We start from the raw sequence: 20,277 nt of genomic DNA, 5'->3' as shown, positions 1-20,277 counted from the left end.
GGGGTTGAGTGATCAGTTCAAACCCCGCGCACCACGCTCATTCTGCTCACCACCGGCAACTTCTGAAGCAGCGTGAAGATCGGCGCTGTAACCTTCAGCCATAAATTACTCATCACTGCTGCAAACGGGGTGTAATAACCCCAGCCCAGAGCGAGTAAAGCGATCAGCACGCCGCCGATATAGTCGTCTTGCCCCCAGTGAGCGCCCGCAACCAGGCGCGGCATCATGAAAAGGAGCGCCAGTCCCCAGATCACAACGCGCTGAACGAAGGAACGGCTGAACACCGTCATGAACATCGCCCAGATCAACAGCACCGAAGCATGATCACCAGGGAAGCTTTGGCTGGAGCGGTCTTTGAGTTCCCAGGCCTTTTCCAGGTGAGGGTACATTTCGCTCAGGCGAATGGCGCCTTCAAGCACCATGGATGGGCTGTCGTGTTGCAGGCTCGAATGATCCAGCCATTTGGAAAACAACGTGCGGATGATCAGCAGCAAAAGCAGGATCGAAACGAACCCGAACAGCGCTGCGCGCACTTGAGTGGCTTTGAATACCCACTCACCTTTGATCAGCAGGCACAGCAGGATCAGACCCACCACTGCATCGAAAGGCCGCATACTTCCAACCGTCCAGATGGACCGCCACACTGCGTTCTGTTCAAGAGGCTGATTGAGTGCATGAAACAGCCACTCATCAAACTGGGTAAACAGGGCATGGCCGGCTGGCCACATCCAGGCGCCCAGCAGCCCAAGGGCGATCAAATTGCACAGCACGAGTCGGCTGATGTTCCACTTCGCTTGGAAGAGTGTGGGATAGCCCATAAAATGGCCCTTATCTACATGGCAAGACGCGCTTGGAGCGCTTTAAACGGCGCTTTATAGACGCTTGTCATCAATTTGTCATCAATTCAGATACCTTCCCCATGACTGATATCGAGTACTCCCAGCGCTTCATTTTTGACGAAAGCGATGTTCGCGGTGAGCTGGTCGCGCTTGAGCGAAGCTACGCCGAAGTCTTGGCCAAACATCCCTACCCGGAGCCGGTCGCGCAACTGCTTGGCGAGCTTTTGGCCGCAGCAGCCTTGCTCGTCGGCACGCTTAAATTCGATGGTTTGCTGATTCTTCAGGCGCGGTCCAGCGGTGCTGTGCCATTGCTGATGGTCGAATGCTCAAGCGAGCGTGAGCTGCGCGGGATCGCCCGTTACGATGAATCGCTGATTACGCCGGGTGCCGGCTTGCAGGAGCTGATGCCTGACGGCTCGCTGGCCATGACCATTGATCCGCGCCAGGGCAAACGCTATCAGGGGATTGTGGCTCTGGACGGTGTTGACCTTTCTGACAGCCTTTCGAGCTACTTCGTGATGTCTGAACAGCTCGGCACGCGCTTCTGGCTCAAGGCTGATGGGCACCGTGCGCGAGGCTTGCTGCTGCAGCAATTGCCAGTGGCGCATCAGACTGATCCTGAGGAACGTGACGCTACCTGGGAGCATGTCACGACACTGGCCAGTACCCTGACAGCAGAAGAATTGCTGAGCCTGGACAACGAGACCGTACTGCATCGGCTGTTCCACCAAGACCCCGTAAGAATGTTTGAAATTCAGCCGCTATGCTTCCGCTGCAGCTGCTCGCGGGAACGTTCGGCCAATGCGCTGGTCAGTCTTGGACTGGAAGATGCGCAGCAACTGGTTATTGAGCATGGTGGCAGCGTCGAAATCGACTGCCAGTTTTGCAATCAGCGCTATCTTTTCGATGCCACTGATATCGCTCAGCTCTTCGCTGGGGGTGGAGTCGACTCGCCATCTGATACGCGCCACTAATCGAGCACGGATTTCGCCTCACTACAGGCTGTGGGCAGCGGTGGGGCGGTTCTGACGGGAGGCCTACCATTCTTGGGCGTTTCTGGCATAATCCGGCCCACTTTTCCGCTGTAGTAGTGGTTGTTTTTTTACTACAAAACCGTTTGGAGCACTCGGCCACTGGCCGACGGGGACCCTCATGACTCAAACCAATAACGCTGTGTACACCGATCTGAGCATCGACGACCTGGTCAAGCAAGCGCTTGCCCGCGGCGAAGGCGAACTTTCCGACACTGGCGCTCTGGTTGTGAGAACAGGCCATCGTACTGGCCGTTCGCCGGTCGATCGTTTCATCGTTGAAGAGCCAAGCACTCAGGACGCAATTGCCTGGGGCCCGATCAACCGCAAGTTCCCGGCTGACAAATTCGACGCATTGTGGGATCGCGTTGAAGCGTTCAACAATGCACAAGAGCATTTTGTTTCTCACGTACATGTAGGTGCTGCTGAAGACCACTACCTGGCTGTGAAGATGACCACCCAGACTGCCTGGCAGAACATGTTTGGTCGTTGCCTGTTCATCAACCCTGCTCAGTACAACCCTGCAGGTCGTCAAGAGTGGCAAGTGCTGAACGTTGCCAACTTTGAATGCGTTCCTGAGCGTGACGGCACCAACTCCGATGGTTGCGTGATCCTCAACTTCGCACAGAAGAAAGTACTGATCGCTGGTATGCGTTACGCCGGTGAAATGAAGAAAGCCATGTTCTCGGTGCAGAACTTCCTGCTGCCGGCGGCTGACGTGCTGCCAATGCACTGCGCTGCCAACATTGGCGAAGAGGGTGACGTCACCCTTTTCTTCGGTCTGTCCGGTACCGGCAAAACCACCCTGTCCGCCGATGAAAGCCGTTACCTGATCGGTGACGACGAGCACGGCTGGGGCGAAGGCGTGGTGTTCAACATCGAAGGCGGTTGCTATGCCAAGTGCATCGACCTCTCCGAGAAGAACGAGCCGGTCATCTGGAAAGCCATCAAGCACGGCGCCGTGCTGGAAAACGTCGTGATCGACGAGGCCAAGCACGCTGACTATTCCGACGTCAGCCTGACTCAGAACAGCCGCGCCGCTTACCCGTTGGAACACGTTGCCAAACGTTCCGAGAAGAATCTGGGTGGCGAGCCAAACGCAGTGATCTTCCTGACCTGCGACCTGACCGGCGTACTGCCGCCAGTGTCAATCCTGAGCGAAGAGCAAGCGGCTTACCACTTCCTGTCGGGTTACACCGCACTGGTTGGTTCTACTGAAATGGGTTCGGGTAGCGGCATCAAGTCGACCTTCTCCACCTGCTTCGGCGCACCGTTCTTCCCGCGTCCGGCTGGCGAATACGCCGAGCTGCTGATCAAGCGCATCCGTGGCTTCGGCTCCAAGGTTTATCTGGTTAACACCGGCTGGACTGGCGGCGGCTACGGCGTCGGTAAGCGCTTCAACATCCCTACCACTCGTGGCGTGATTTCAGCGATCCAGAGCGGCGCGTTGATCGGCGCAGAAACCGAGCACCTCGACACCATCAACCTCGACGTGCCATTGGCCGTACCGGGCGTTGAAACCGGCCTGCTCAACCCACGTAACACCTGGGCTGACAAAGCTGCCTACGATGAGGCTGCCAAAGCACTGGCTGGCCTGTTCATCGAGAACTTCAAGAAATTCGAAGTGAGCGACGCAATCAAGGCTGCGGGTCCACAGCTGTAATACGGACTGGCAGAACAAAAAACCGCCCTTAGGGGCGGTTTTTTTTGTGGGTTTGAAAGCGGGCGACGGCTGCTCTCAGGTCAGGGCAGTGCACTGTCTGACGGCGAACAATGAATCTGTAGAAGTGACCTTGTTCGCGAGACGCCAGGCCTGCATACGCAGATATGAAACCAGCCGCTTAAATGCATCACTGAATATCCTTATACGCTTCATTACCTTTAGCCAGCGATGCTGCCAAACCGGGTTGTGGCGTGAACGCCTTGCCCATCACTGACGAAAAGTGGGTGCCCTTATCGCCGAGGCTCACATTTCGTTCGTCTTTGTTTTGTTCTGTCAGGCCGGTATAGCTGAACTTGCGCATCGCGATGAAGGTAGCTTCGTGCATGACAATACTTTGATGCAGAGCACTGACCTTTGCAGGTGCCAGGCCCAGTTTCTTGTTCAGCGGAGCACCCCAACGGGTCAGGCATACTTCTGCGAAATGTCTGACCAACTGGCCTGCTTCCGTCAAAGAGCCGGGGCCGTCGGCGCCTTTGAGCGAGGCATTACCGACTAAAGTGGCGTGACGGCCAGCCATTGGAAAAATGCTGACCCGAGTCGCGGGATGGGTCTGGGGAATAACACACGAAAAGCCTTTGGAGCGTTCGTCCCGAGCGAAAAAACCTACATACTCTTTAACGTTTTTGCCGAGAGCAACTTTCTCAAGCTGGAAGTTCAAAGGGCCCGGAACCGGGTCAACCGCAAAAATATTGACTGGGATATTACGTAGATCGGGGTCTCCCGCCATGGCGTTCGCCACCATATGGCAACTGACACCACCGCGGCTCCAACCTACCAGGTTGACCTGCGTCGGGATGATCCCGGCCTTGCGAAAGGTTTTGATGATTTGTTCTTGCAGGTCTTGCTGCGTAATTTTACGGTCACCGTAGTCGTAGTGGCGCCACAACCAGGAACCTGATGTTTCCACGTCGTGAATGGGCAGTCCTGCGGCTTTCAACCGCTTGTACTCGACTTCGGAAAGTTTAGTGCGTTTCCAGTCGGCCTTACCCTTGATCAGGTTTATTGAATGTTGCACATTTTCGTACCAGCCTTTACCAAACGCTGTGCCGGTCCAGCCGTAACCTTTGGGTTCGGTGAATAATTCATCTGCTTGTAAATTGCCACTGCCAGGGCCATCAATAGCGACCCAGTCAACGAACTCTCGATTGGCCATATTGTTGGCCAGTGTCGAAACCAGTTCCCCATTCCAGTAGTTTTTGTTCAACGTGTCATATTTGGTAGAGCCTGTACCGCAAAAGAAAATCGTAAATACACTCATGAGAAACCTCCGTGTTTTATGAGTACGGAGCAGACTAGTGAAGTATTTTTGCTTTCGCCTGGGTATGTTGTTACTTGCTGTTGTAAGCCACAGCAGGGCTGTTGGAGGCTGCAAATGGTTTTGTATCAGGATTAATCCGTCTGCAGCCTTCGGCAGCGCATAGTTGAATACACGTCATATTAAATACCTTATCCCGCCTCAAACGTCCTGTTCGCCTCGCAATAGCGCTCCTGGGTTTGTTTGCTTTGCTCGTCCCTGTCTTTGGCGGCGCGTTTGGTCCACTCCTGACAGGACTCCTTGAAGAATACGACGGCGGCGCGGCGGCACTCGCGGTTTTCGACGCTGCCTTTACTGAAGTTCATGCATACGCTGCTGTTGTCGATGTGGTTGTTGAAGACTCGAAAGTCCGCGTGGTAGCGGCTGCGACTGTCCACAGCGCGGAAACTGACGCTGGCAACGCTGAAGGCTCTCGTTGCCCGTTCGGAGTTGGTACGAGCGAGGTCTGATTTGAAGTTTGCCATGTAGCTGGAGGAGACCATGCCTTTGGCCGGTTCGCGTTCGGTAGCTTTTGGCACTTGGCCAAAACGGCAATTGAGCACATTTTCGTCGATCACGTTGCCATTTTTCATGCATTCGTCCAGCGGCTGGGCACTTGGGGGTGGCACTTCACGCCGGACCACATTGGGGCCAAGGTAAGGCTCGGCTGCCAAGGGTGGGGCAGGCTGGGGCGGGGTTTCGATCAGGGCCGGCGGTGGTTCCGTCGCTACTGCTACGGGCTGCTCGATGGTTGGCCTGGATGCTTGCGGTAATGGCTTTGCTCGAGGGAAAAGCAGGTACGCAGCAAATCCTGCTATAGCCAGCAGGATCAACAGCGACGAATAGCCTCGGCGTTTGCTGCGGTGTGCAGGTCTGCGTTTGCCAGGATGAGCCCCTAACACGATATCGACCTTGCCTGGGGTCAAGCGTTGGATGTGGGTAAATCCATCTTCACTGGGTTGTTTACCGGCATCCATTCCTGTTCCTTTAGCCTGATCGAGGCAATGCTTGATGGCGCAAAGGTTAAACCGGGTAAATAGCCTTTTGCTAGTAGCCCTTGCCTGTATCCTTACTCATTTTTGTAATGCTTTGGTTGTTTTCTGACCAGGCTGGCCGCGTTAAGGTCCTGCACCTGATTGCGGTCAATGGAGTGGCAGCTTATGCACAAGCGTCTTGAACAGGTTTTCGGCTATTCAGAGTTTCGTCCGGGACAGGAGGCGGCCATTAGTGCGGTGTTGGCGGGCCGCTCTGCAGCGGCGATTTTTCCCACGGGCTCAGGCAAGTCGCTTTGCTATCAACTGCCTGCGTTGATGCTTCCGCACCTGACACTGGTGGTTTCGCCACTGCTGGCGTTGATTCAGGATCAGTTGGCGTTTTTACAGCGCCACGGCATTTCGGCAGCCAGTATCGATTCGGCGCAAAGCCGCGATGACGTTGCGCAGGTCATGGCCCAGGCACGCTCGGGTGAGTTGAAAATCCTGATGATTTCCGTAGAGCGTTTGAAGAACGAGCGTTTTCGAAACTTCATTTCGCAGGTGCCGATTTCCTTGTTGGTGGTGGACGAGGCCCACTGTATTTCTGAATGGGGCCACAACTTTCGGCCCGATTATCTGAAGCTGCCGGACTACCAGCGCGAATTTCGTATTCCCCAGGCGCTGCTGCTCACCGCCACGGCCACGCCGCAGGTCATTGATGACATGCAGGCGAAGTTTGCCATTGAGCCGCAGGACGTAGTGACTACGGGGTTCTATCGTGAAAACCTCAATCTGTGGGTCGAACCCGTGACCGGGTGGGATAAGCGACGGCGGTTGGTGGAATGGCTGGGTGCCAAGCTCGATCAACCGACTATCGTTTATGTCACGTTGCAGAAAACCGCTGAATACACCGCCGAGCACTTGACGCAGAACGGTATTGCAGCCAGCGCTTATCACGCCGGGTTGCCCCACGATCAGCGCGAGTCTATCCAGAGACAGTTCATGGACGGGCAGCTCAACTGCATTGTGGCGACCATTGCGTTTGGCATGGGCATCGACAAGAGCGACATCCGCAATGTGGTGCATTTTGATCTGCCCAAATCCATCGAGAACTACAGCCAGGAAATCGGCCGTGCCGGGCGTGATGGCGCGCCGTCTGATTGCCTGGTGTTGGCCAATCGCGACAGCCTCAACGTCCTGGAAAATTTCGTCTATGGCGACACGCCGGAACTGTCTGGCATTCGTTATGTGCTGGAGGATTTACTCGATGCCGGGCCGCAGGGGCAGTGGGAGTTTCTACTCGGGCCGCTGGCGGACCAGAGTAACGTTCGCCAATTGCCGCTGAAAACCTTGTTGGTGCAGTTGGAGCTGCGCGGGATCATCGCGCCACGCTATGCGTATTTTGCGGAGTACCGTTTCAAGTTCCTGATTGAGCCGGATGCGCTGGTGCAGCGTTTCGAAGGTGAGCGCCGACAGTTCGTAGAAGCTTTGGTGGCAACTTCTGCACGGGCAAGAACCTGGGCGACCGTGGATTTCGATGCGATGTATCAGCAGTACCAGGCTGAGCGCGCAAGGGTCGTCACAGCGCTGGATTACTTTCAGGAAAAAGGCTGGATAGAGCTGGAAAGCAAGCAGATGACCGAGGTCTACAGCTTGTTGGTCACTGATTTTGATGCCGAAGCGCTTAGCATTGAGCTGCATGAATACTTTAGCGAGCATGAAACTTCAGAGGTGGAGCGTATTCACGCGATGCTTGAGTTGTTTGCCAGCGAACAATGTTTAAGCAGTCGGCTGGCGGATTATTTCGGTGATCAAAAGGCACCACGCCGCTGCGGGCATTGTTCGGTATGTGCCGGGCAGGTCGCGCGTTTACCGGAGCCTCCGGCCTTGGCACCGCTGGAGGCACAGAGCTTCGAGCAACTGTGCGGTGAGTTCATCCGTAAACATCAGGATTACCGTGACCATGCCCCAAGTGCAGATTGCCTGACGCGCTTCTTGTGCGGCATTAGTGTGCCGTTGTTCACCAAGCTCAAGGCCCGCGGGATACCTGGTTTTGCGCAGTTGGAGGATTACCCCTATGCGGCGGTGCGGGATTGGGTGCGGGTTAATATCCACTCTGAATAGTTGTAGGAGTTGCCGAAGGCTGCGAGCGCGGTGTGTCAGACAAATAGTATTCGCCGCCTTCGGCAGCGCCTACAGATGCCAACTTACGACAAGAGAACTTCATGACCAACATAACCCCGCAAAGGTCCGACTACCGACACTTCCAGCCCATCACCACACGTTGGCACGACAACGATATCTACGGCCATGTGAACAACGTGACTTACTACAGCTTTTTCGACAGCACAGTGAATACCTACCTGATCGAGCGCGGTGGGCTGGATATTCATGACGGTTCGGTAGTGGGCTTTGTGGTGAGTTCTTCATGCGATTACTTCGCGTCGATTGCCTACCCTGACTTGATCGAAGTCGGTTTGCGGGTCGCGAAGCTGGGCAATAGCTCTGTGCAATACGAGCTGGCGGTGTTCAAGGTTGGCGAGGACGAGGCTTGTGCGGCGGGACGCTTCGTTCATGTGTTTGTGGATCGGGCGTCGAATCTGCCGGTATCCATACCCGACATCCTGCGCGAGGCGTTGCAGGTTTTAGTCGTCTGAAACAACACTGGCCGCTTCATGGGCGGCCAGTGTGCTTTTCAGGTCAAACACGTCAATTAACGATGGCGGTAATGGTGTTTGTTTTTGCGGTGGCCATGAGCGTGTCCGCGCGGACCACGGTCACCGCGATAGCGACGGTTATCACGATCGTCGGCGCGGCTTTCGTTGCCCATGTAGTTACCCAGCGCACCGCCAGCACCGCCACCTGCGGCTGCGCCGACGAGGCTGCCAGTGTTGCCGCCAACGCTGCGACCGATCACGTTACCGCCCGCAGCGCCCAGACCGCCGCCAATGGCTGCTTCTGTACGATTGCGACGGTCCGCACCGACAGCAGCGCCGCCCGCGCCACCCAGGCCTGCGCCAATCGCTGCACCTGTGCTGCCGCCCAGTTGTTGGCCGACAACGGAACCAAGTACCCCACCCAATGCACCGCCCACGCCCGACTCAACCGTACCGCCTGCTGAGGCGAGACCACTGGTCAGAGTGAGTGACAACAACAGAATCGAGGAATACTTCATGCAATGAACCTCAAAGGGATGACGGCGCCGATCCTGAGGTTCTGCAAAGATTGTGGCAACGCAAATCCGACGAGTAACACGACTGGTACACAAATAGCTAAGTTACTGTTTTTGCTAAGGAACTTAAGTCTTAATTGGCAGTCTTAGCTTACTTGATCAAGGCCCGTTTCTCGCGAAACGGGCCTTTTTTCTTCATGGGTTTGGGCTCTGTAGGAGCTCACGAGCAACGCGAGGCAGCGATAGCGATTTGTCTGATACTCCGCCATCGCGGCCTCGCTGTGCTCGTGCGCTCCTACAGGGATTCTGATTTTCTAATCAAACAATCCGTGCCGACTCAGCCGAGCGCTCCAGCTTGATCGCCACGAACTTCGAGGTTGGCGTGCTGCTGCCATCCCCAACGCTTTCCAGCGGCACCAGTGGGTTGACCTCTGGGTAGTAAGCGGCAGCCTGGCCAGCCGGGATGTCGAAAGCGAGCAAGGTGAAGTTTTTCACACGGCGCTCGCGACCATCGCCCCAGATCGAAATCAGGTCAACTTTCTGCCCTGGCTGGTAGCCCAGGCGGATGATGTCGGCTTCGTTGACGAACACCACGTCACGCTGACCCTTAACGCCGCGATAACGGTCGTCCAGGCCATAAATAGTGGTGTTGTACTGATCGTGGGAGCGCATGGACTGCATGATCAGATCAGGCTCCTGACCGGTGGAGCGCACGCTGGCGTGTACCAGATCAAGCGGCAACATGTTGGGCTTGAAGTTGGCGCGTTCGGTTGCGGTGTTCCAGCGACGAGCACCGGCCGCGTTGCCCAGGTAGAAGCCGCCCGGGTGTTCCAGACGCTGGTTGAAATCTTTGAAGCCCGGAACGGTGTCGGCGATCAGCTCACGGATGCGGTTGTAATCTTCCACCAGCCATAGCCAGTCCACAGGTTGCTTACCCAATGTCGCGTTGGCGATGCCCGCGAGAATTGCAGGCTCGGAACGCATATGGCGCGATGACGGCTGCAACTGGCCATTGGAAGCGTGAACCATGCTGAACGAGTCTTCCACCGTCACTGCTTGTGGACCGTTGGCCTGCATGTCGATGTCGGTACGACCGAAGCACGGCAGGATCAGTGCTTCTTTACCGTGGCTCAAGTGGCTGCGGTTGAGTTTGGTGCTGATCTGCACGGTCAGGTCGCAGTTGCTGAGGGCTGCAACGGTACGAGCGCTGTCGGGCGTAGCCTGGGCGAAGTTACCGCCCAGTGCGATGAAGACTTTGGCGCGACCTTCGGCCATGGCGTGGATGGCTTCAACCACGTTGTGACCATTTTCACGCGGGACTTTGAACTGGAAGCGACGCTCCAGTGCATCAAGGAAAAACGCCGGTGGACGCTCGTTGATGCCCATGGTGCGGTCGCCCTGCACGTTACTGTGGCCGCGCACCGGGCACAGACCAGCGCCTGGGCGGCCAATGTTGCCGCGCAGCAGCATCAGGTTGGCGATTTCCTGAATGGTCGCCACCGAGTGGCGGTGTTGGGTAATACCCATCGCCCAGCACATGATGACGTTCTTGCCCTTGAGGTACATGCGCGCGGATTTTTCGATATCCACCAGCGTCAGGCCAGACTGCTCGACGATCTTGTCCCATGGGGTGTCGTCGATAGTCGCCAGATAGTCGAGCACGCCATGGGTGTGTTCGTTCAGGAACGCGTGGTCGAACACCGACGGCTCGTTGGCTGCTTGCGCATCGCGCTCCCATTGCAGCAGGAACTTGGCCATACCGCGCAACAACGCCATGTCGCCACCCAGTGCCGGGCGGAAATAGGCGGTGTTGGTTGGACGGTCACCGTTGGTGAGCATCTCGATCGGGTGTTGCGGATGCTGGAAGCGCTCCAGACCACGCTCTTTAAGCGGGTTGACGCACACTACCTGAGCGCCGCGTTGAACCGCTTCACGCAAAGGCTCAAGCATGCGCGGGTGGTTGGTGCCGGGGTTCTGGCCCCAAACGAAAATCGCATCAGCGTGTTCAAAGTCGTCGAAGGTCACGGTGCCTTTACCGACGCCAACGCTTTGCGACAATGCAACGCCGCTGGCTTCATGGCACATGTTCGAGCAGTCAGGGAAGTTGTTGGTGCCATAGGCGCGCACGAACAGCTGGTACAAATAAGCGGCTTCGTTGCTGGCCCGGCCCGAGGTGTAGAACTCGGCCATGTTCGGGTTCGGCAACGCTTTGAGGTGCTTGGCGATCAGGGCAAAAGAGTCGTCCCAACTGATCGGCTTGTAGCGATCAGTTTCGGCGTCATAGACCATTGGCTCGGTCAGACGGCCTTGGTATTCCAGCCAGTAATCGCTTTGCTCGCGCAGTGCGCTGACGCTGTAGCGGGCAAAGAAGGACGGGTCGACACGACGCTTGGTCGCTTCCCAGTTCACCGCCTTGGCGCCGTTTTCACAGAACTTGACCATGCCGCTTTCCGGCGAATCACCCCACGCGCAACCAGGGCAGTCAAAGCCGCCGTTCTGGTTGGTCTTGAGCATCATGCGCAGGTTTTTCAGCGCGTTGTCGCTGGATAGCCAGTGATGAGTCACGCTGATCAATGCACCCCAACCACCGGCGGCACCTTTGTAGGGCTTGTAACGCGGGACTGGTTTCTGGTCGGCTTCTTTATGCAGGCTCATGCTTGACTCTCCATCACGGGACTAAAAACCCGCGGCGCACTGTGTTGCGGCAGGTGAATTAGGTTCAGGTTATGACGACGTGCCCATTGCAAGGCCAGGCCGGTAGGCGAGGACAAGCTGACCAGCGTCTGGATACCGGCGCGCAGGACTTTCTGGATCAACTCCAGGCTGCAACGACTGGTGACGATGGCAAGGCCGCCGATTATTGGAATTTCCTGGCGCACCAGGGCGCCGATCAACTTATCGAGGGCGTTGTGTCGACCGATATCTTCCCGGCCCAGCAGCAATTGCCCTTGGTTATTCATGAAAACTGCGGCATGTACCGCGCCACAATGGCGACCCAGCGGCTGGAATTCACCGATCCGCTGACGCAAACCTTCAAGCCACTCGATAGGCGGCAAAGGCGCGCCAGGCAAGACGTTCAGTTCAGGCAGCGCCTGTTCAACAGCTTCCACTCCGCACAAACCGCAGCCGCTGGTGCCGGCCATTTGCCGACGCTGCTGCTTGAGGTCCCAAAAGGCGCGGCTGGCGATTTCGACCTCGGCCTGCTGTGCAGACCCGCAGCCGCTGAGTTTGATGTCGTAGATTTCATCGGGTGAGGCAATGATGCCGCTGCCCAGACTGAAGCCCACAACAAAGTCTTCAAGATCGGTCGGAGTGACCAGCATGACCGCCTGGCTGATGCCGTTAAAGGCGATGGCCAGCGCTACTTCTTCAGCGAGATCGGCAGGCGCCGACACATCGCGGTCGAGGTTCGAGTAGCTGTAGGACTTGCTTGCAGCGGGCGCTGGCGATTGGTCTGCGGGCGCCGTACTGACCGTTCGCTTGGCGTGCATGGGAACGTACCGGCAGAGTGATATCGCACAAGACTAGGCCTCTTGTCGAAAATCGTCTAATCGCTAGTTCCAATGCGCTGATAGATGACGTCGATCAATGTTTTTCGGTGAGTTTCTGATAGAGCGCAAAACACGCTTCTGCCAGTACCGACCTCGGGGCACCACGACGCATGATCATGCCCAGCCGCGCCATTGTGCGGGCGTCGTCGATGGGTTGCAGGCGCAAATCTTCGGTCAGGTTTTCCAGCTCGCCCTCAAGCGGCATGATCGCGCAGCAGAAGCCACCATGGACCGACTGTAATAACTGATGAACGGCATCGGTTTGCAGCAACGGATTGAACTGCAAACCGCGGCTATGGAAGTTGTTATCGATGGATTGGCGGAAATGCATACCGCTGGTCAGCAAGCCCAAAGGCAGCTCAATCAGGTCTGCCCAGGTCAACGGCCGTTCGCCAAAGTCAAAGTGGCGATGATCGTACAGCAGACCCATGCGGGTTTCGGCCAAGGTCAGGGAGTCGAAGCGTTCGCTGTCCAGATGCTCCATGTAGGAAACGCCCAGATCAATGCGATTGCTCGCCAATTGTTCCAGGATCTGCTCGGAGCTGAGTGCCGACAGCTCGAAGCGCAGGTTGGGGTGGCTTTCGTGCAGCAACCGCAATAACGGCAGTGGGTCGAAGCTCGACAACGGCACTACGCCCATACGTAGGGTGCCGACCAAGTGCCCGCGACAAGCAGCGGCTTCGGCCTGCAAGCCGTCATAAGCGGCTAAGACCGTGCGTGCCCAAGCCAGCACTCGCTCGCCCGGGGCGGTAAAACCCTCGAAGCGCTGCCCGCGAACGACCAGTGGCAGCTCAAGCTCTTCTTCCAGATTGCGCAAGCGCATCGACAGGGTCGGCTGAGTGATGTTGCAACGTGCGGCAGCCTGGCCGAAATGCCTCGTTTCATCGAGGGCGATCAGGAATTTGAGTTGTTTGATGTCCATATTCGCTCCGTTAGGCACTGCAAGCGCACGATTCTAGCCTGTAGACGTATCGGATGGGCGGTCGGCTGCCGGTCGGACGGCCGTTTCCCATGATCTGTTACGACTAACCTTGAATGTTGGGCACAACAATAACAATCAAGGAGAGCCGCAAAATGATCAGTTTCAGTTTCTTGAAGGAAGCCGGGGAGAAGATCCTCGATGCAATTACCCCCGGTGATGCCGACGCCTCGAATGACGCGCTCAAAAAGCACATATCAGAAGTAGGGCTCGGCAATCCCGACATTCAGACCGTCGTGGAAGGCAGTACGGTGACGGTCACTGGCGAAGTCGCCAGCCAGGAAGAGAAGGAAAAAATCCTGCTGACACTGGGCAATATCAAGGGTGTGGAAACGGTCGATGATCAGATGACCATCGCTGGTGGTAGCGCGACGGCTACCCCGGCTAAATTCGTTACCGTCGAAAAGGGCGACACCCTCAGCGCCATATCCAAACGGGTCTACGGTGACCCGAATAAATATCAAAAAATCTTTGAGGCCAACAAACCGATGCTCAAGGATGTGGACAAGATTTATCCGGGGCAGGTGTTACGTATTCCGGATTAGCGAAGATCCCTGTAGGAGCTGCCGAAGGCTGCGAATGGATTCCCTGACACGCCCGGATCTCAGTCTTCGGCAGTTCCTACATATTTTTAGAGCCCTTCAATCAACTCCCGATAGTCCTTAACCGCTGCAAACTCCTCAGTGTCTTTCGGCCCTTTCTGGCTGTTCGGTTCACTGACCGCCAGAAGATGGCCGATGCCGAAAGTGCGGGCGCTGCGCAGGATCGGCAGGGTGTCGTCGATAAACAGGCTACGGGCCGGGTCGAAGGCGATATCGGCCTGCAGCGCATCCCAGAAGTGCGGACTTTCCTTGGGGAAGCCGTAGTCATGGGAACTGATCAAACGTTCGAAATACGGCGCCAGCTCGATGCGCTCCATCTTCAGTGACAACGAGTCGCGATGGGCGTTGGTGATCATGATCACCCGCTTGCCTGCCTGCTTGATCGCCGCAAGGAAAGTTTCAGCGTCGGGCCGCAGGGCAATCAGGTCAGCTGTTTCCAGCTTGAGGTCTCGCACTGAAAGCTTTAACTCGGCGCTCCAGTAGTCCAGGCAATACCAGTTGAGCGTGCCCGCATTCTTCTCAAACAGCGGCTTCATCTCCAGCAGCGCCATGGCCAGGCTCACGCCATGCAGCTCGGCATAGCGCTGCGGCAAATGTTGCAGCCAGAAGTGCTCATCGTAATAAAGATCGAGCAGGGTGCCGTCCATGTCGAGCAGAACGGTATCGATGTCGCGCCAAGGCATTAAAGGCATTCAGGTCTCGCAAAGTATCGATGGGTGAAGTCAGCATATCCGAGACAGACAATCGGAAAAGCCACGGTATAGTAACCCGTCCACGCAAAGGAGCCCGACATGCGCCAGAAACCCACCGTACTTGCCCGCGAAATCGTCGCCAGCAGCCGTTTGTTCCGTGTTGAGGAGCTGCAATTGCGCTTCGCCAACGGTGTCGAGCGCACTTATGAGCGGTTGGTCGGGCGCGGTAATGGTTATGGCGCGGTCATGATCGTTGCAATGCTGGATGCCGATCATGCGGTCTTGATCGAAGAATATTGCGGCGGCACAGACGAATACGAGCTGTCTTTGCCCAAGGGGCTTATCGAGCCGGGCGAAGACGTTCTGGCCGCTGCCAACCGCGAACTCAAGGAAGAAGCGGGCTATGGCGCCCACCAACTGGAACATCTGACCGAGCTTTCCCTGTCACCGGGTTACATGAGCCAGAAAATTCAGGTGGTGCTGGCTTCCGATCTCTACGAAGAGCGTCTGGAGGGCGACGAGCCTGAGCCCATGCGCGTGGACAAAGTGAATTTGCGCGAGCTATCAAGTTTGATTGAACATCCCCAGTTCAGTGAGGGCCGAGCCTTGGCCGCACTGTATCTGGCGCGTGATTTACTGACCCAGCGTGGATTGTTTTTGCCATGACCGATGTTTTCAGCAATCTGCCACACCCGCTGTTGGAACCCGTGATCAAGCTTGCTCGCCTCGCAGGGGAAGTCATCCTGCCGCACTGGCGCGCCAATGTGACGGTGACGTCCAAGGCTGATGATTCGCCCGTCACTGCGGCGGACATCGCTGCCCATCAGCTGCTTGCTGAAGGCCTGCTGGCGTTGGCACCGGATATTCATGTGTTGTCCGAAGAAGATGCCGATATCCCGCTGAGTGAGCGCGCCAAGTGGGAGCGTTGGTGGCTGGTCGATCCGCTGGACGGCACCAAGGAGTTTATTTCCGGCAGTGAAGAGTTCACCGTAAATGTCGCACTGATCGAACATGGTCGTGTGGTGTTCGGCGTTGTTTCGATGCCGACCAATAACCGCTGCTACTTTGGGGGCGCCGGATTGGGCGCGTGGCGCAGCGATGACGATGATCACCTGACGCCAATCAGCGTGCGTCAGGAGCCGGGCACGGGACATGATTTTACGGTTGTCGCCAGCCGACGGCACACCAGCCCCGAGCAGGAGCGTCTACTCGCCGGCTTGTCTGCTGCGGTTGGGCATCTGCATTTGACCAACATCGGCAGTTCGCTGAAGTTCTGCCTGTTGGCCGAAGGTGCTGCCGATTGCTATCCCCGCCTGGCACCGACCTCTCAGTGGGACACCGCCGCTGCGCAAGGTGTGCTGGAGGGCGCTGGCGGTGAAGTACTCGAACTGTCCGGTGAGCCATTCAGCTATCCGCCACGGGAATCCCTGTTGAACCCGTTCTTTCTGGCGCTGCCAGCGGGGGCCGCCTGGCGTTCCGACTTGCTGGAGTTAGCGCGCTCCTGATTGCACATGTCATTTCTGTAGGGGATTGCTGTGAGTGCTATCTCGCGGCAAACATGGATCTGTAGGGGCGCACGAGCACCGCGAGGCCGCGAAGGCGGTGTATCAGACAGGACGCCATCGCTGCCTCGCGGTGCTCGTGAACTCCGACAGAAAAGCATTCCCAAATCAGGTAATTGCATTGTGTTGATAAGAGCTTCGCTACCGATGCAACACAAACTGCCCGATAAAATGCACTGCTTCCTGATCACTTCCTTGAGCGCAAATTCGTGTCGGTAACGTCAATCGTGCCCGGCCACGGCGCTGGTAGGTAGTGACAAATCTTTCCCAGACGGCTTCCTCCGGCGCATCGCAAATCGCCACAGCATCTTCGCGCACTGGCAGCGGGTAGCTAATCTGCCCGTCCTGAATCACGATGTGCCCGCCTTCGATACCGGCCTCTTGCAGGCGCAAGTGCAGCCAGCCCCAACCCGCCAGCACTGCGCCGCAGTACAAGCTGCCGCCAAACACCGTGCTTTTGTGATTGATGTTGGGCGCGAGTGGCAAATGCAGGCGCAACTGGTGATCCTGCCAGCTCAAGACTTTCATGCCCATCGCCTGAGTGAGCGGGATGTCGTGATGCAGCACTTGCTGGAGTGCGGCAGCCTCTTTTGACAGCAGATTGTCCTCAGGCTTCATTCTTGCTCATCCGCGCCGCCGCCGAAGCTCAGACCATGTTTGCGCAGTTTGTCATGCAGGGTTTTTCGCGGTAGACCCAGCGCCTCCGCGAGGCTGCGCACGGAGCTGTGTGGCCGGGTCAGCTCGGCAGCGATTAACGCGCGTTCAAAACTTTCAACCTGCTCGCTCAATCCGCCCGTAATCGTCGGCACCACCGGTACTTCATTACCCTCCAGTGCAAGCTCCAGGCCCAGCGCGAAACGCTCGGCGGCGTTTTGCAGTTCGCGCACGTTGCCTGGCCAGGTATGGCGCAGCAATAGGGCGCGTTGCGCAGGCTGTAATTCATGTTTAGGCAAACCATGGCGCATGCTTGCCGCGTCCGCATAGTGCTGGAACAGCATCAGCGCATCCTCACCACGCTCGCGTAACGGTGGAATTCGTAACGGCGCGACGTTGAGCCGGTAATACAAGTCGGCGCGGAAGCGGCCTTGGTCGGCTGCCTGACGCAAGTCTTCCTTGGTGGCCGCAATCACCCGAATATCCAGTGGGATTTGCTGGTTGCCGCCCAGTCGCTCGACCATTCGCTCTTGCAGCAGGCGCAGCAGTTTGACCTGCACGTCCATGCTCATACTTTCGATTTCATCGAGGAACAGCGTGCCGCCATTAGCGAATTCGAATTTGCCTATGCGGCGTTTCTGCGCCCCGGTAAAAGCCCCCGGCTCATGCCCGAACAATTCACTTTCGACCACGGATTCGGCCAGCGCCCCCGCATTGATCGCGACAAATGGTCCGGTGCGGCGGTTCGACAAATCATGCAGCGCTCGCGCTACGACTTCTTTGCCTGCACCGGTTTCGCCGAGGATCAGCACATCAGCCTTGGTGGCGGCCAACGCCCCGATTTGTTGGCGCAAACGCAGCATGGGAGCCGACTGCCCGACCAGGCGAGCGCTCAGTTGTTGGCGGTCACTCAAGGCCAGTCGCAGGCTGCGGTTATCCAGCACCAGACGTCGCAGGGCCAAGGCGCGGCGTACGCTATCGAGCAATGCGTCGCTGGCGAAAGGTTTCTCCAGGAAGTCGTACGCACCGGCACGCATCGCTTGCACCGCCAACGGCACATCGCCATGGCCGGTAATCAACAGGACCGGCAGTTCCGGGTCTCTGCCGTGCAAGTCACTCAATAGCTCAAGACCGTCCATGCCCGGCATACGAATGTCGCTGACTACAACGCCAGGCCAATCGCGCTCTATTCGTGCTGCCAGACCGTTGGCTTCAGGCAGGGTCAGGACTTTCAGGCCGGCCAGATCCAGCGTTTGGCTAAGGGCCTGTCGCAAGTGCGGGTCGTCGTCGATCAGCACTACCTGGATCCGGCTGTCGATGGCGGTCATGCAGATAAATCCTCTGGCGGTTGAAGGTTGACTCCGGAAGCGCCGTCACGCAGACGCAAAGTCAGCAGCGCGCCTCCGGTCGGGTGGTTGTCGAACAGCAGTTCGCCGCCCAAAGCACGCATCAGGGTATCGCAGATCGCCAATCCGAGCCCCAGCCCTTGAGTACGGGTTTTGGTGGTGAAGAAGGGTTCGCGTGCCCGCGCCAGCGCATCCTGAGTAAAACCGGGGCCATTGTCCCGAATAAACAGGTTGACGCCTTCTGACGTCTGTTCGGCACTGATCCAGATTCTGCGCGGTGGACCTTTTTCGGTCAGGGCGTCCAAGGCATTGGCCAACAGGTTGCCGAGCACCTGGCGCAGCCGGGTTTCACCGGCCTGTACCCATAGCGTGGCATCGGGCAGGTCGCGAATCAGTTCGACCTCCATGGCCCGCCGCCGCTTGGCCAGCAGCGCCAAGGCATCGTCCAGCGCAGGTTGCAGCGCGACGCTCTCCGGCGCATGCCGGTCGCGACGGGCGAAAGCGCGTAAATGGGCAATGATTGACGCCATGCGGCCGGTCAATTCGCCGATCTGCTTGAGATTGCCTCGGGCGTCATCAGTGCGTGAGTGATCCAGCAGGATTTCTGCGTTCTCCGCATAACTGCGGATCGCTGCCAAAGGCTGGTTAAGCTCATGGCTGATGCTGGCAGACATGGTGCCCAGCGCGGACAACTTGCCAGCTTGCACCAATTCATCTTGAGCGCGGACCAGTTCCTGTTGCGCCTGTTCGCGCTCAAGGACTTCCTGCCTCAGACGGCTGTTCAGGCCCTCCAGATCACTGGTGCGCTCCACCACGCGTACTTCCAGCTCGCGACGAGCCTTGGCTTCGAATGCAATACGATCCAGATAGTGCCGACGCCGCTGGATCATGATGCCTAACAACAACATCACTACTAATAACGCCGCGCCCCCAATGGCAACAACGGTGCGAACCGGACGATCAATCAACGCTCGCGGCGCCAGAATATTCACACTCCAGCCGGTTTCGTCGATTTGCTGGCTTTGGGTCAGCCATGCTTTCTCGTCGAGCAGCAACGGGCGTGGATCGCGGGTCGGGTAGGGCTGGATCGCTACGATGGATTGTTTTTCTTCATCGCTCAGTGCGCGCGTCGAGCGGAAGCGCCATTCCGGCCGAGAGGTTAGGATGACGACGCCATTGTGGTCAGTGAGCAGCAGTTGCTCAGGGGTTTTGCCCCATAGGTTTTCGGTGTGGTCCAGATCAATTTTGACCACCAGCACACCAATTACCTTGTTTGCGTCACGTACCGCCGAGGCAAAGAAGTAACCACGTTTGGCAGACGTCGTGCCCAAGCCAAAAAAACGTCCAAGGTTGCCAGCCATGGCATCGCTGAAATAAGGGCGAAAGGAAAAGTTGCGGCCTACAAAACTGTCGCGCTTGTCCCAGTTCGACGCGGCAATAGTCGTACCTTCGGCGTTCATCAAGTACATGACTTCCGCGCCGGTCTGGCGAACGATGGTTTGCAGCAGATGATTAGCGGCTTCCTGTGGAGCGCTGCCCTGCGGGGCTTTTAATGCGGCGGGCAGGTCCGGCAACTGGCTGAGAATCTGCGGCAGGGTTTCATAGCGATGCAGCGTGCCCAACAGGTTGGCAACGTAAAGGTCCAGAGTTTGCCGATTCTGGCTCACCAGTTCGTTACGGTAATAACGCTCGGCCAGATGTTCCAGCGGCCATAGTAGCGGCGCCAGGCACAGAGCGAGCAGCGCGAGGCTGCGCCAGCGCGGGCGGGGTGGGAGGGTGGCGTTCATGGTCATTGTTGAACTGCGCTAAGGGTCGACTTTTCTGTAGAAGATATCGCAGTATCACGGACGCCGTGCGG

18 protein-coding genes are annotated in these 20,277 nt (G+C 57.3%); 7 read left to right on the top strand and 11 right to left on the bottom strand.

Features of this window, described 5'->3' with window-relative positions; translation table 11 throughout:
* Nucleotides 1–17 precede the first annotated feature (17 nt).
* Entirely contained in the window at nt 18–818 is an 801-nt protein-coding gene (locus AUC60_RS20475) for a phosphatase PAP2 family protein (RefSeq protein ID WP_087271880.1), read from the bottom strand.
* Nucleotides 819–919: 101 nt separating this feature from the next.
* Between AUC60_RS20475 and hslO the strand changes: the two genes are divergently transcribed.
* Both hslO and AUC60_RS20465 read left to right on the top strand, forming a co-directional pair.
* Nucleotides 920–1,813 carry an Hsp33 family molecular chaperone HslO gene (hslO, locus tag AUC60_RS20470; RefSeq protein WP_087271877.1) on the top strand — a complete coding sequence of 298 codons (894 nt, stop codon included), beginning with the start codon at nt 920–922 and terminating at the stop codon, nt 1,811–1,813.
* Between the two features lie 178 nt (nt 1,814–1,991).
* A complete protein-coding gene (locus AUC60_RS20465) occupies nt 1,992–3,533 on the top strand; it encodes a phosphoenolpyruvate carboxykinase (protein WP_087271874.1) in 1,542 nt (513 codons plus the stop codon).
* Nucleotides 3,534–3,720: 187 nt separating this feature from the next.
* Here the strand turns inward: AUC60_RS20465 and AUC60_RS20460 are convergent, their stop codons facing one another.
* Nucleotides 3,721–4,851, bottom strand: a complete 1,131-nt coding sequence (locus tag AUC60_RS20460) for a hypothetical protein (protein ID WP_087271871.1) — start codon at nt 4,849–4,851, stop codon at nt 3,721–3,723.
* A gap of 188 nt (nt 4,852–5,039) precedes the next feature.
* A complete protein-coding gene (locus AUC60_RS20455; RefSeq protein ID WP_087271868.1) occupies nt 5,040–5,864 on the bottom strand; it encodes a hypothetical protein in 825 nt (274 codons plus the stop codon).
* Between the two features lie 183 nt (nt 5,865–6,047).
* Here AUC60_RS20455 and AUC60_RS20450 point away from each other — a divergent pair, with 183 nt between their 5' ends.
* Nucleotides 6,048–7,985, top strand: a complete 1,938-nt coding sequence (locus tag AUC60_RS20450) for a RecQ family ATP-dependent DNA helicase (RefSeq protein WP_167384383.1) — start codon at nt 6,048–6,050, stop codon at nt 7,983–7,985.
* A 101-nt stretch (nt 7,986–8,086) separates the two neighbouring features.
* The gene (locus AUC60_RS20445; RefSeq protein ID WP_087271862.1) at nt 8,087–8,518 is read left to right on the top strand and encodes an acyl-CoA thioesterase; all 432 of its coding nucleotides are present in this window, start codon (nt 8,087–8,089) and stop codon (nt 8,516–8,518) included.
* 56 nt (nt 8,519–8,574) lie between these two features.
* Here AUC60_RS20445 and AUC60_RS20440 read toward each other — a convergent pair whose 3' ends face one another.
* From AUC60_RS20440 to AUC60_RS20425, 4 genes are all read right to left on the bottom strand, one after another.
* The gene (locus tag AUC60_RS20440) at nt 8,575–9,036 is read right to left on the bottom strand and encodes a glycine zipper domain-containing protein (protein ID WP_087271859.1); all 462 of its coding nucleotides are present in this window, start codon (nt 9,034–9,036) and stop codon (nt 8,575–8,577) included.
* Nucleotides 9,037–9,351: 315 nt separating this feature from the next.
* On the bottom strand, nt 9,352–11,688 hold the full coding sequence (locus tag AUC60_RS20435) for an FdhF/YdeP family oxidoreductase (protein ID WP_087271856.1): 2,337 nt from the start codon (nt 11,686–11,688) through the stop codon (nt 9,352–9,354).
* Nucleotides 11,685–12,524, bottom strand: a complete 840-nt coding sequence (fdhD, locus tag AUC60_RS20430) for a formate dehydrogenase accessory sulfurtransferase FdhD (RefSeq protein ID WP_087271853.1) — start codon at nt 12,522–12,524, stop codon at nt 11,685–11,687. Before fdhD ends, AUC60_RS20435 begins: the two co-directional genes overlap by 4 nt.
* A 94-nt stretch (nt 12,525–12,618) precedes the next feature.
* Nucleotides 12,619–13,506, bottom strand: a complete 888-nt coding sequence (locus AUC60_RS20425; protein ID WP_087271850.1) for a LysR family transcriptional regulator — start codon at nt 13,504–13,506, stop codon at nt 12,619–12,621.
* A 152-nt stretch (nt 13,507–13,658) separates the two neighbouring features.
* Here AUC60_RS20425 and lysM point away from each other — a divergent pair, with 152 nt between their 5' ends.
* Nucleotides 13,659–14,108: a peptidoglycan-binding protein LysM gene (lysM, locus tag AUC60_RS20420; protein WP_087271848.1), complete on the top strand. Its 450-nt coding sequence runs from the start codon at nt 13,659–13,661 to the stop codon at nt 14,106–14,108.
* Nucleotides 14,109–14,194: 86 nt separating this feature from the next.
* On the opposite strand, the gene yrfG is transcribed toward lysM, so the two are convergent.
* Nucleotides 14,195–14,857 (bottom strand): GMP/IMP nucleotidase, encoded by a 663-nt coding sequence (gene yrfG / locus AUC60_RS20415; protein WP_087271845.1) that lies wholly within the window; start codon nt 14,855–14,857, stop codon nt 14,195–14,197.
* A 99-nt stretch (nt 14,858–14,956) separates the two neighbouring features.
* Between yrfG and nudE the strand changes: the two genes are divergently transcribed.
* Together nudE and cysQ are read left to right on the top strand one after the other, a co-directional pair.
* Complete coding sequence (gene nudE / locus AUC60_RS20410; RefSeq protein WP_087271843.1) at nt 14,957–15,523, top strand: ADP compounds hydrolase NudE; 567 nt, start codon at nt 14,957–14,959, stop codon at nt 15,521–15,523.
* The gene (gene cysQ / locus AUC60_RS20405; protein WP_087271840.1) at nt 15,520–16,362 is read left to right on the top strand and encodes a 3'(2'),5'-bisphosphate nucleotidase CysQ; all 843 of its coding nucleotides are present in this window, start codon (nt 15,520–15,522) and stop codon (nt 16,360–16,362) included. Before nudE ends, cysQ begins: the two co-directional genes overlap by 4 nt.
* A 198-nt stretch (nt 16,363–16,560) precedes the next feature.
* Here cysQ and AUC60_RS20400 read toward each other — a convergent pair whose 3' ends face one another.
* From AUC60_RS20400 to AUC60_RS20390, 3 genes are read right to left on the bottom strand one after another with little or no spacing between them, the layout of a single operon-like run.
* The gene (locus tag AUC60_RS20400) at nt 16,561–17,037 is read right to left on the bottom strand and encodes a thioesterase domain-containing protein (protein WP_087271838.1); all 477 of its coding nucleotides are present in this window, start codon (nt 17,035–17,037) and stop codon (nt 16,561–16,563) included.
* The gene (locus tag AUC60_RS20395; protein ID WP_087271835.1) at nt 17,034–18,401 is read right to left on the bottom strand and encodes a sigma-54-dependent transcriptional regulator; all 1,368 of its coding nucleotides are present in this window, start codon (nt 18,399–18,401) and stop codon (nt 17,034–17,036) included. Before AUC60_RS20395 ends, AUC60_RS20400 begins: the two co-directional genes overlap by 4 nt.
* Nucleotides 18,398–20,206 carry a sensor histidine kinase gene (locus AUC60_RS20390; RefSeq protein ID WP_167384382.1) on the bottom strand — a complete coding sequence of 603 codons (1,809 nt, stop codon included), beginning with the start codon at nt 20,204–20,206 and terminating at the stop codon, nt 18,398–18,400. The genes AUC60_RS20395 and AUC60_RS20390 overlap by 4 nt, the downstream gene beginning before the upstream one ends.
* Nucleotides 20,207–20,277 lie beyond the last annotated feature (71 nt).

The organism is Pseudomonas caspiana, assembly GCF_002158995.1.
GTDB classification, from domain to species: domain Bacteria; phylum Pseudomonadota; class Gammaproteobacteria; order Pseudomonadales; family Pseudomonadaceae; genus Aquipseudomonas; species Aquipseudomonas caspiana.
This window is presented reverse-complemented; position numbering and strand designations above follow the sequence as displayed.

Bases quoted from the DNA above. Each gene is read 5' to 3' on its own strand.
- AUC60_RS20465 (WP_087271874.1), top strand. From the start codon at position 1,992: ATGACTCAAACCAATAACGCTGTGTACACCGATCTGAGCATCGACGAC.
- nudE (WP_087271843.1), top strand. From the start codon at position 14,957: ATGCGCCAGAAACCCACCGTACTTGCCCGCGAAATCGTCGCCAGCAGC.
- AUC60_RS20450 (WP_167384383.1), top strand. From the start codon at position 6,048: ATGCACAAGCGTCTTGAACAGGTTTTCGGCTATTCAGAGTTTCGTCCG.
- fdhD (WP_087271853.1), bottom strand. From the start codon at position 12,524: ATGCACGCCAAGCGAACGGTCAGTACGGCGCCCGCAGACCAATCGCCA.
- hslO (WP_087271877.1), top strand. From the start codon at position 920: ATGACTGATATCGAGTACTCCCAGCGCTTCATTTTTGACGAAAGCGAT.
- AUC60_RS20400 (WP_087271838.1), bottom strand. From the start codon at position 17,037: ATGAAGCCTGAGGACAATCTGCTGTCAAAAGAGGCTGCCGCACTCCAG.
- AUC60_RS20425 (WP_087271850.1), bottom strand. From the start codon at position 13,506: ATGGACATCAAACAACTCAAATTCCTGATCGCCCTCGATGAAACGAGG.
- cysQ (WP_087271840.1), top strand. From the start codon at position 15,520: ATGACCGATGTTTTCAGCAATCTGCCACACCCGCTGTTGGAACCCGTG.
- AUC60_RS20440 (WP_087271859.1), bottom strand. From the start codon at position 9,036: ATGAAGTATTCCTCGATTCTGTTGTTGTCACTCACTCTGACCAGTGGT.
- AUC60_RS20445 (WP_087271862.1), top strand. From the start codon at position 8,087: ATGACCAACATAACCCCGCAAAGGTCCGACTACCGACACTTCCAGCCC.
- yrfG (WP_087271845.1), bottom strand. From the start codon at position 14,857: ATGCCTTTAATGCCTTGGCGCGACATCGATACCGTTCTGCTCGACATG.
- AUC60_RS20435 (WP_087271856.1), bottom strand. From the start codon at position 11,688: ATGAGCCTGCATAAAGAAGCCGACCAGAAACCAGTCCCGCGTTACAAG.
- AUC60_RS20455 (WP_087271868.1), bottom strand. From the start codon at position 5,864: ATGGATGCCGGTAAACAACCCAGTGAAGATGGATTTACCCACATCCAA.
- AUC60_RS20475 (WP_087271880.1), bottom strand. From the start codon at position 818: ATGGGCTATCCCACACTCTTCCAAGCGAAGTGGAACATCAGCCGACTC.
- AUC60_RS20390 (WP_167384382.1), bottom strand. From the start codon at position 20,206: ATGAACGCCACCCTCCCACCCCGCCCGCGCTGGCGCAGCCTCGCGCTG.
- AUC60_RS20395 (WP_087271835.1), bottom strand. From the start codon at position 18,401: ATGACCGCCATCGACAGCCGGATCCAGGTAGTGCTGATCGACGACGAC.
- AUC60_RS20460 (WP_087271871.1), bottom strand. From the start codon at position 4,851: ATGAGTGTATTTACGATTTTCTTTTGCGGTACAGGCTCTACCAAATAT.
- lysM (WP_087271848.1), top strand. From the start codon at position 13,659: ATGATCAGTTTCAGTTTCTTGAAGGAAGCCGGGGAGAAGATCCTCGAT.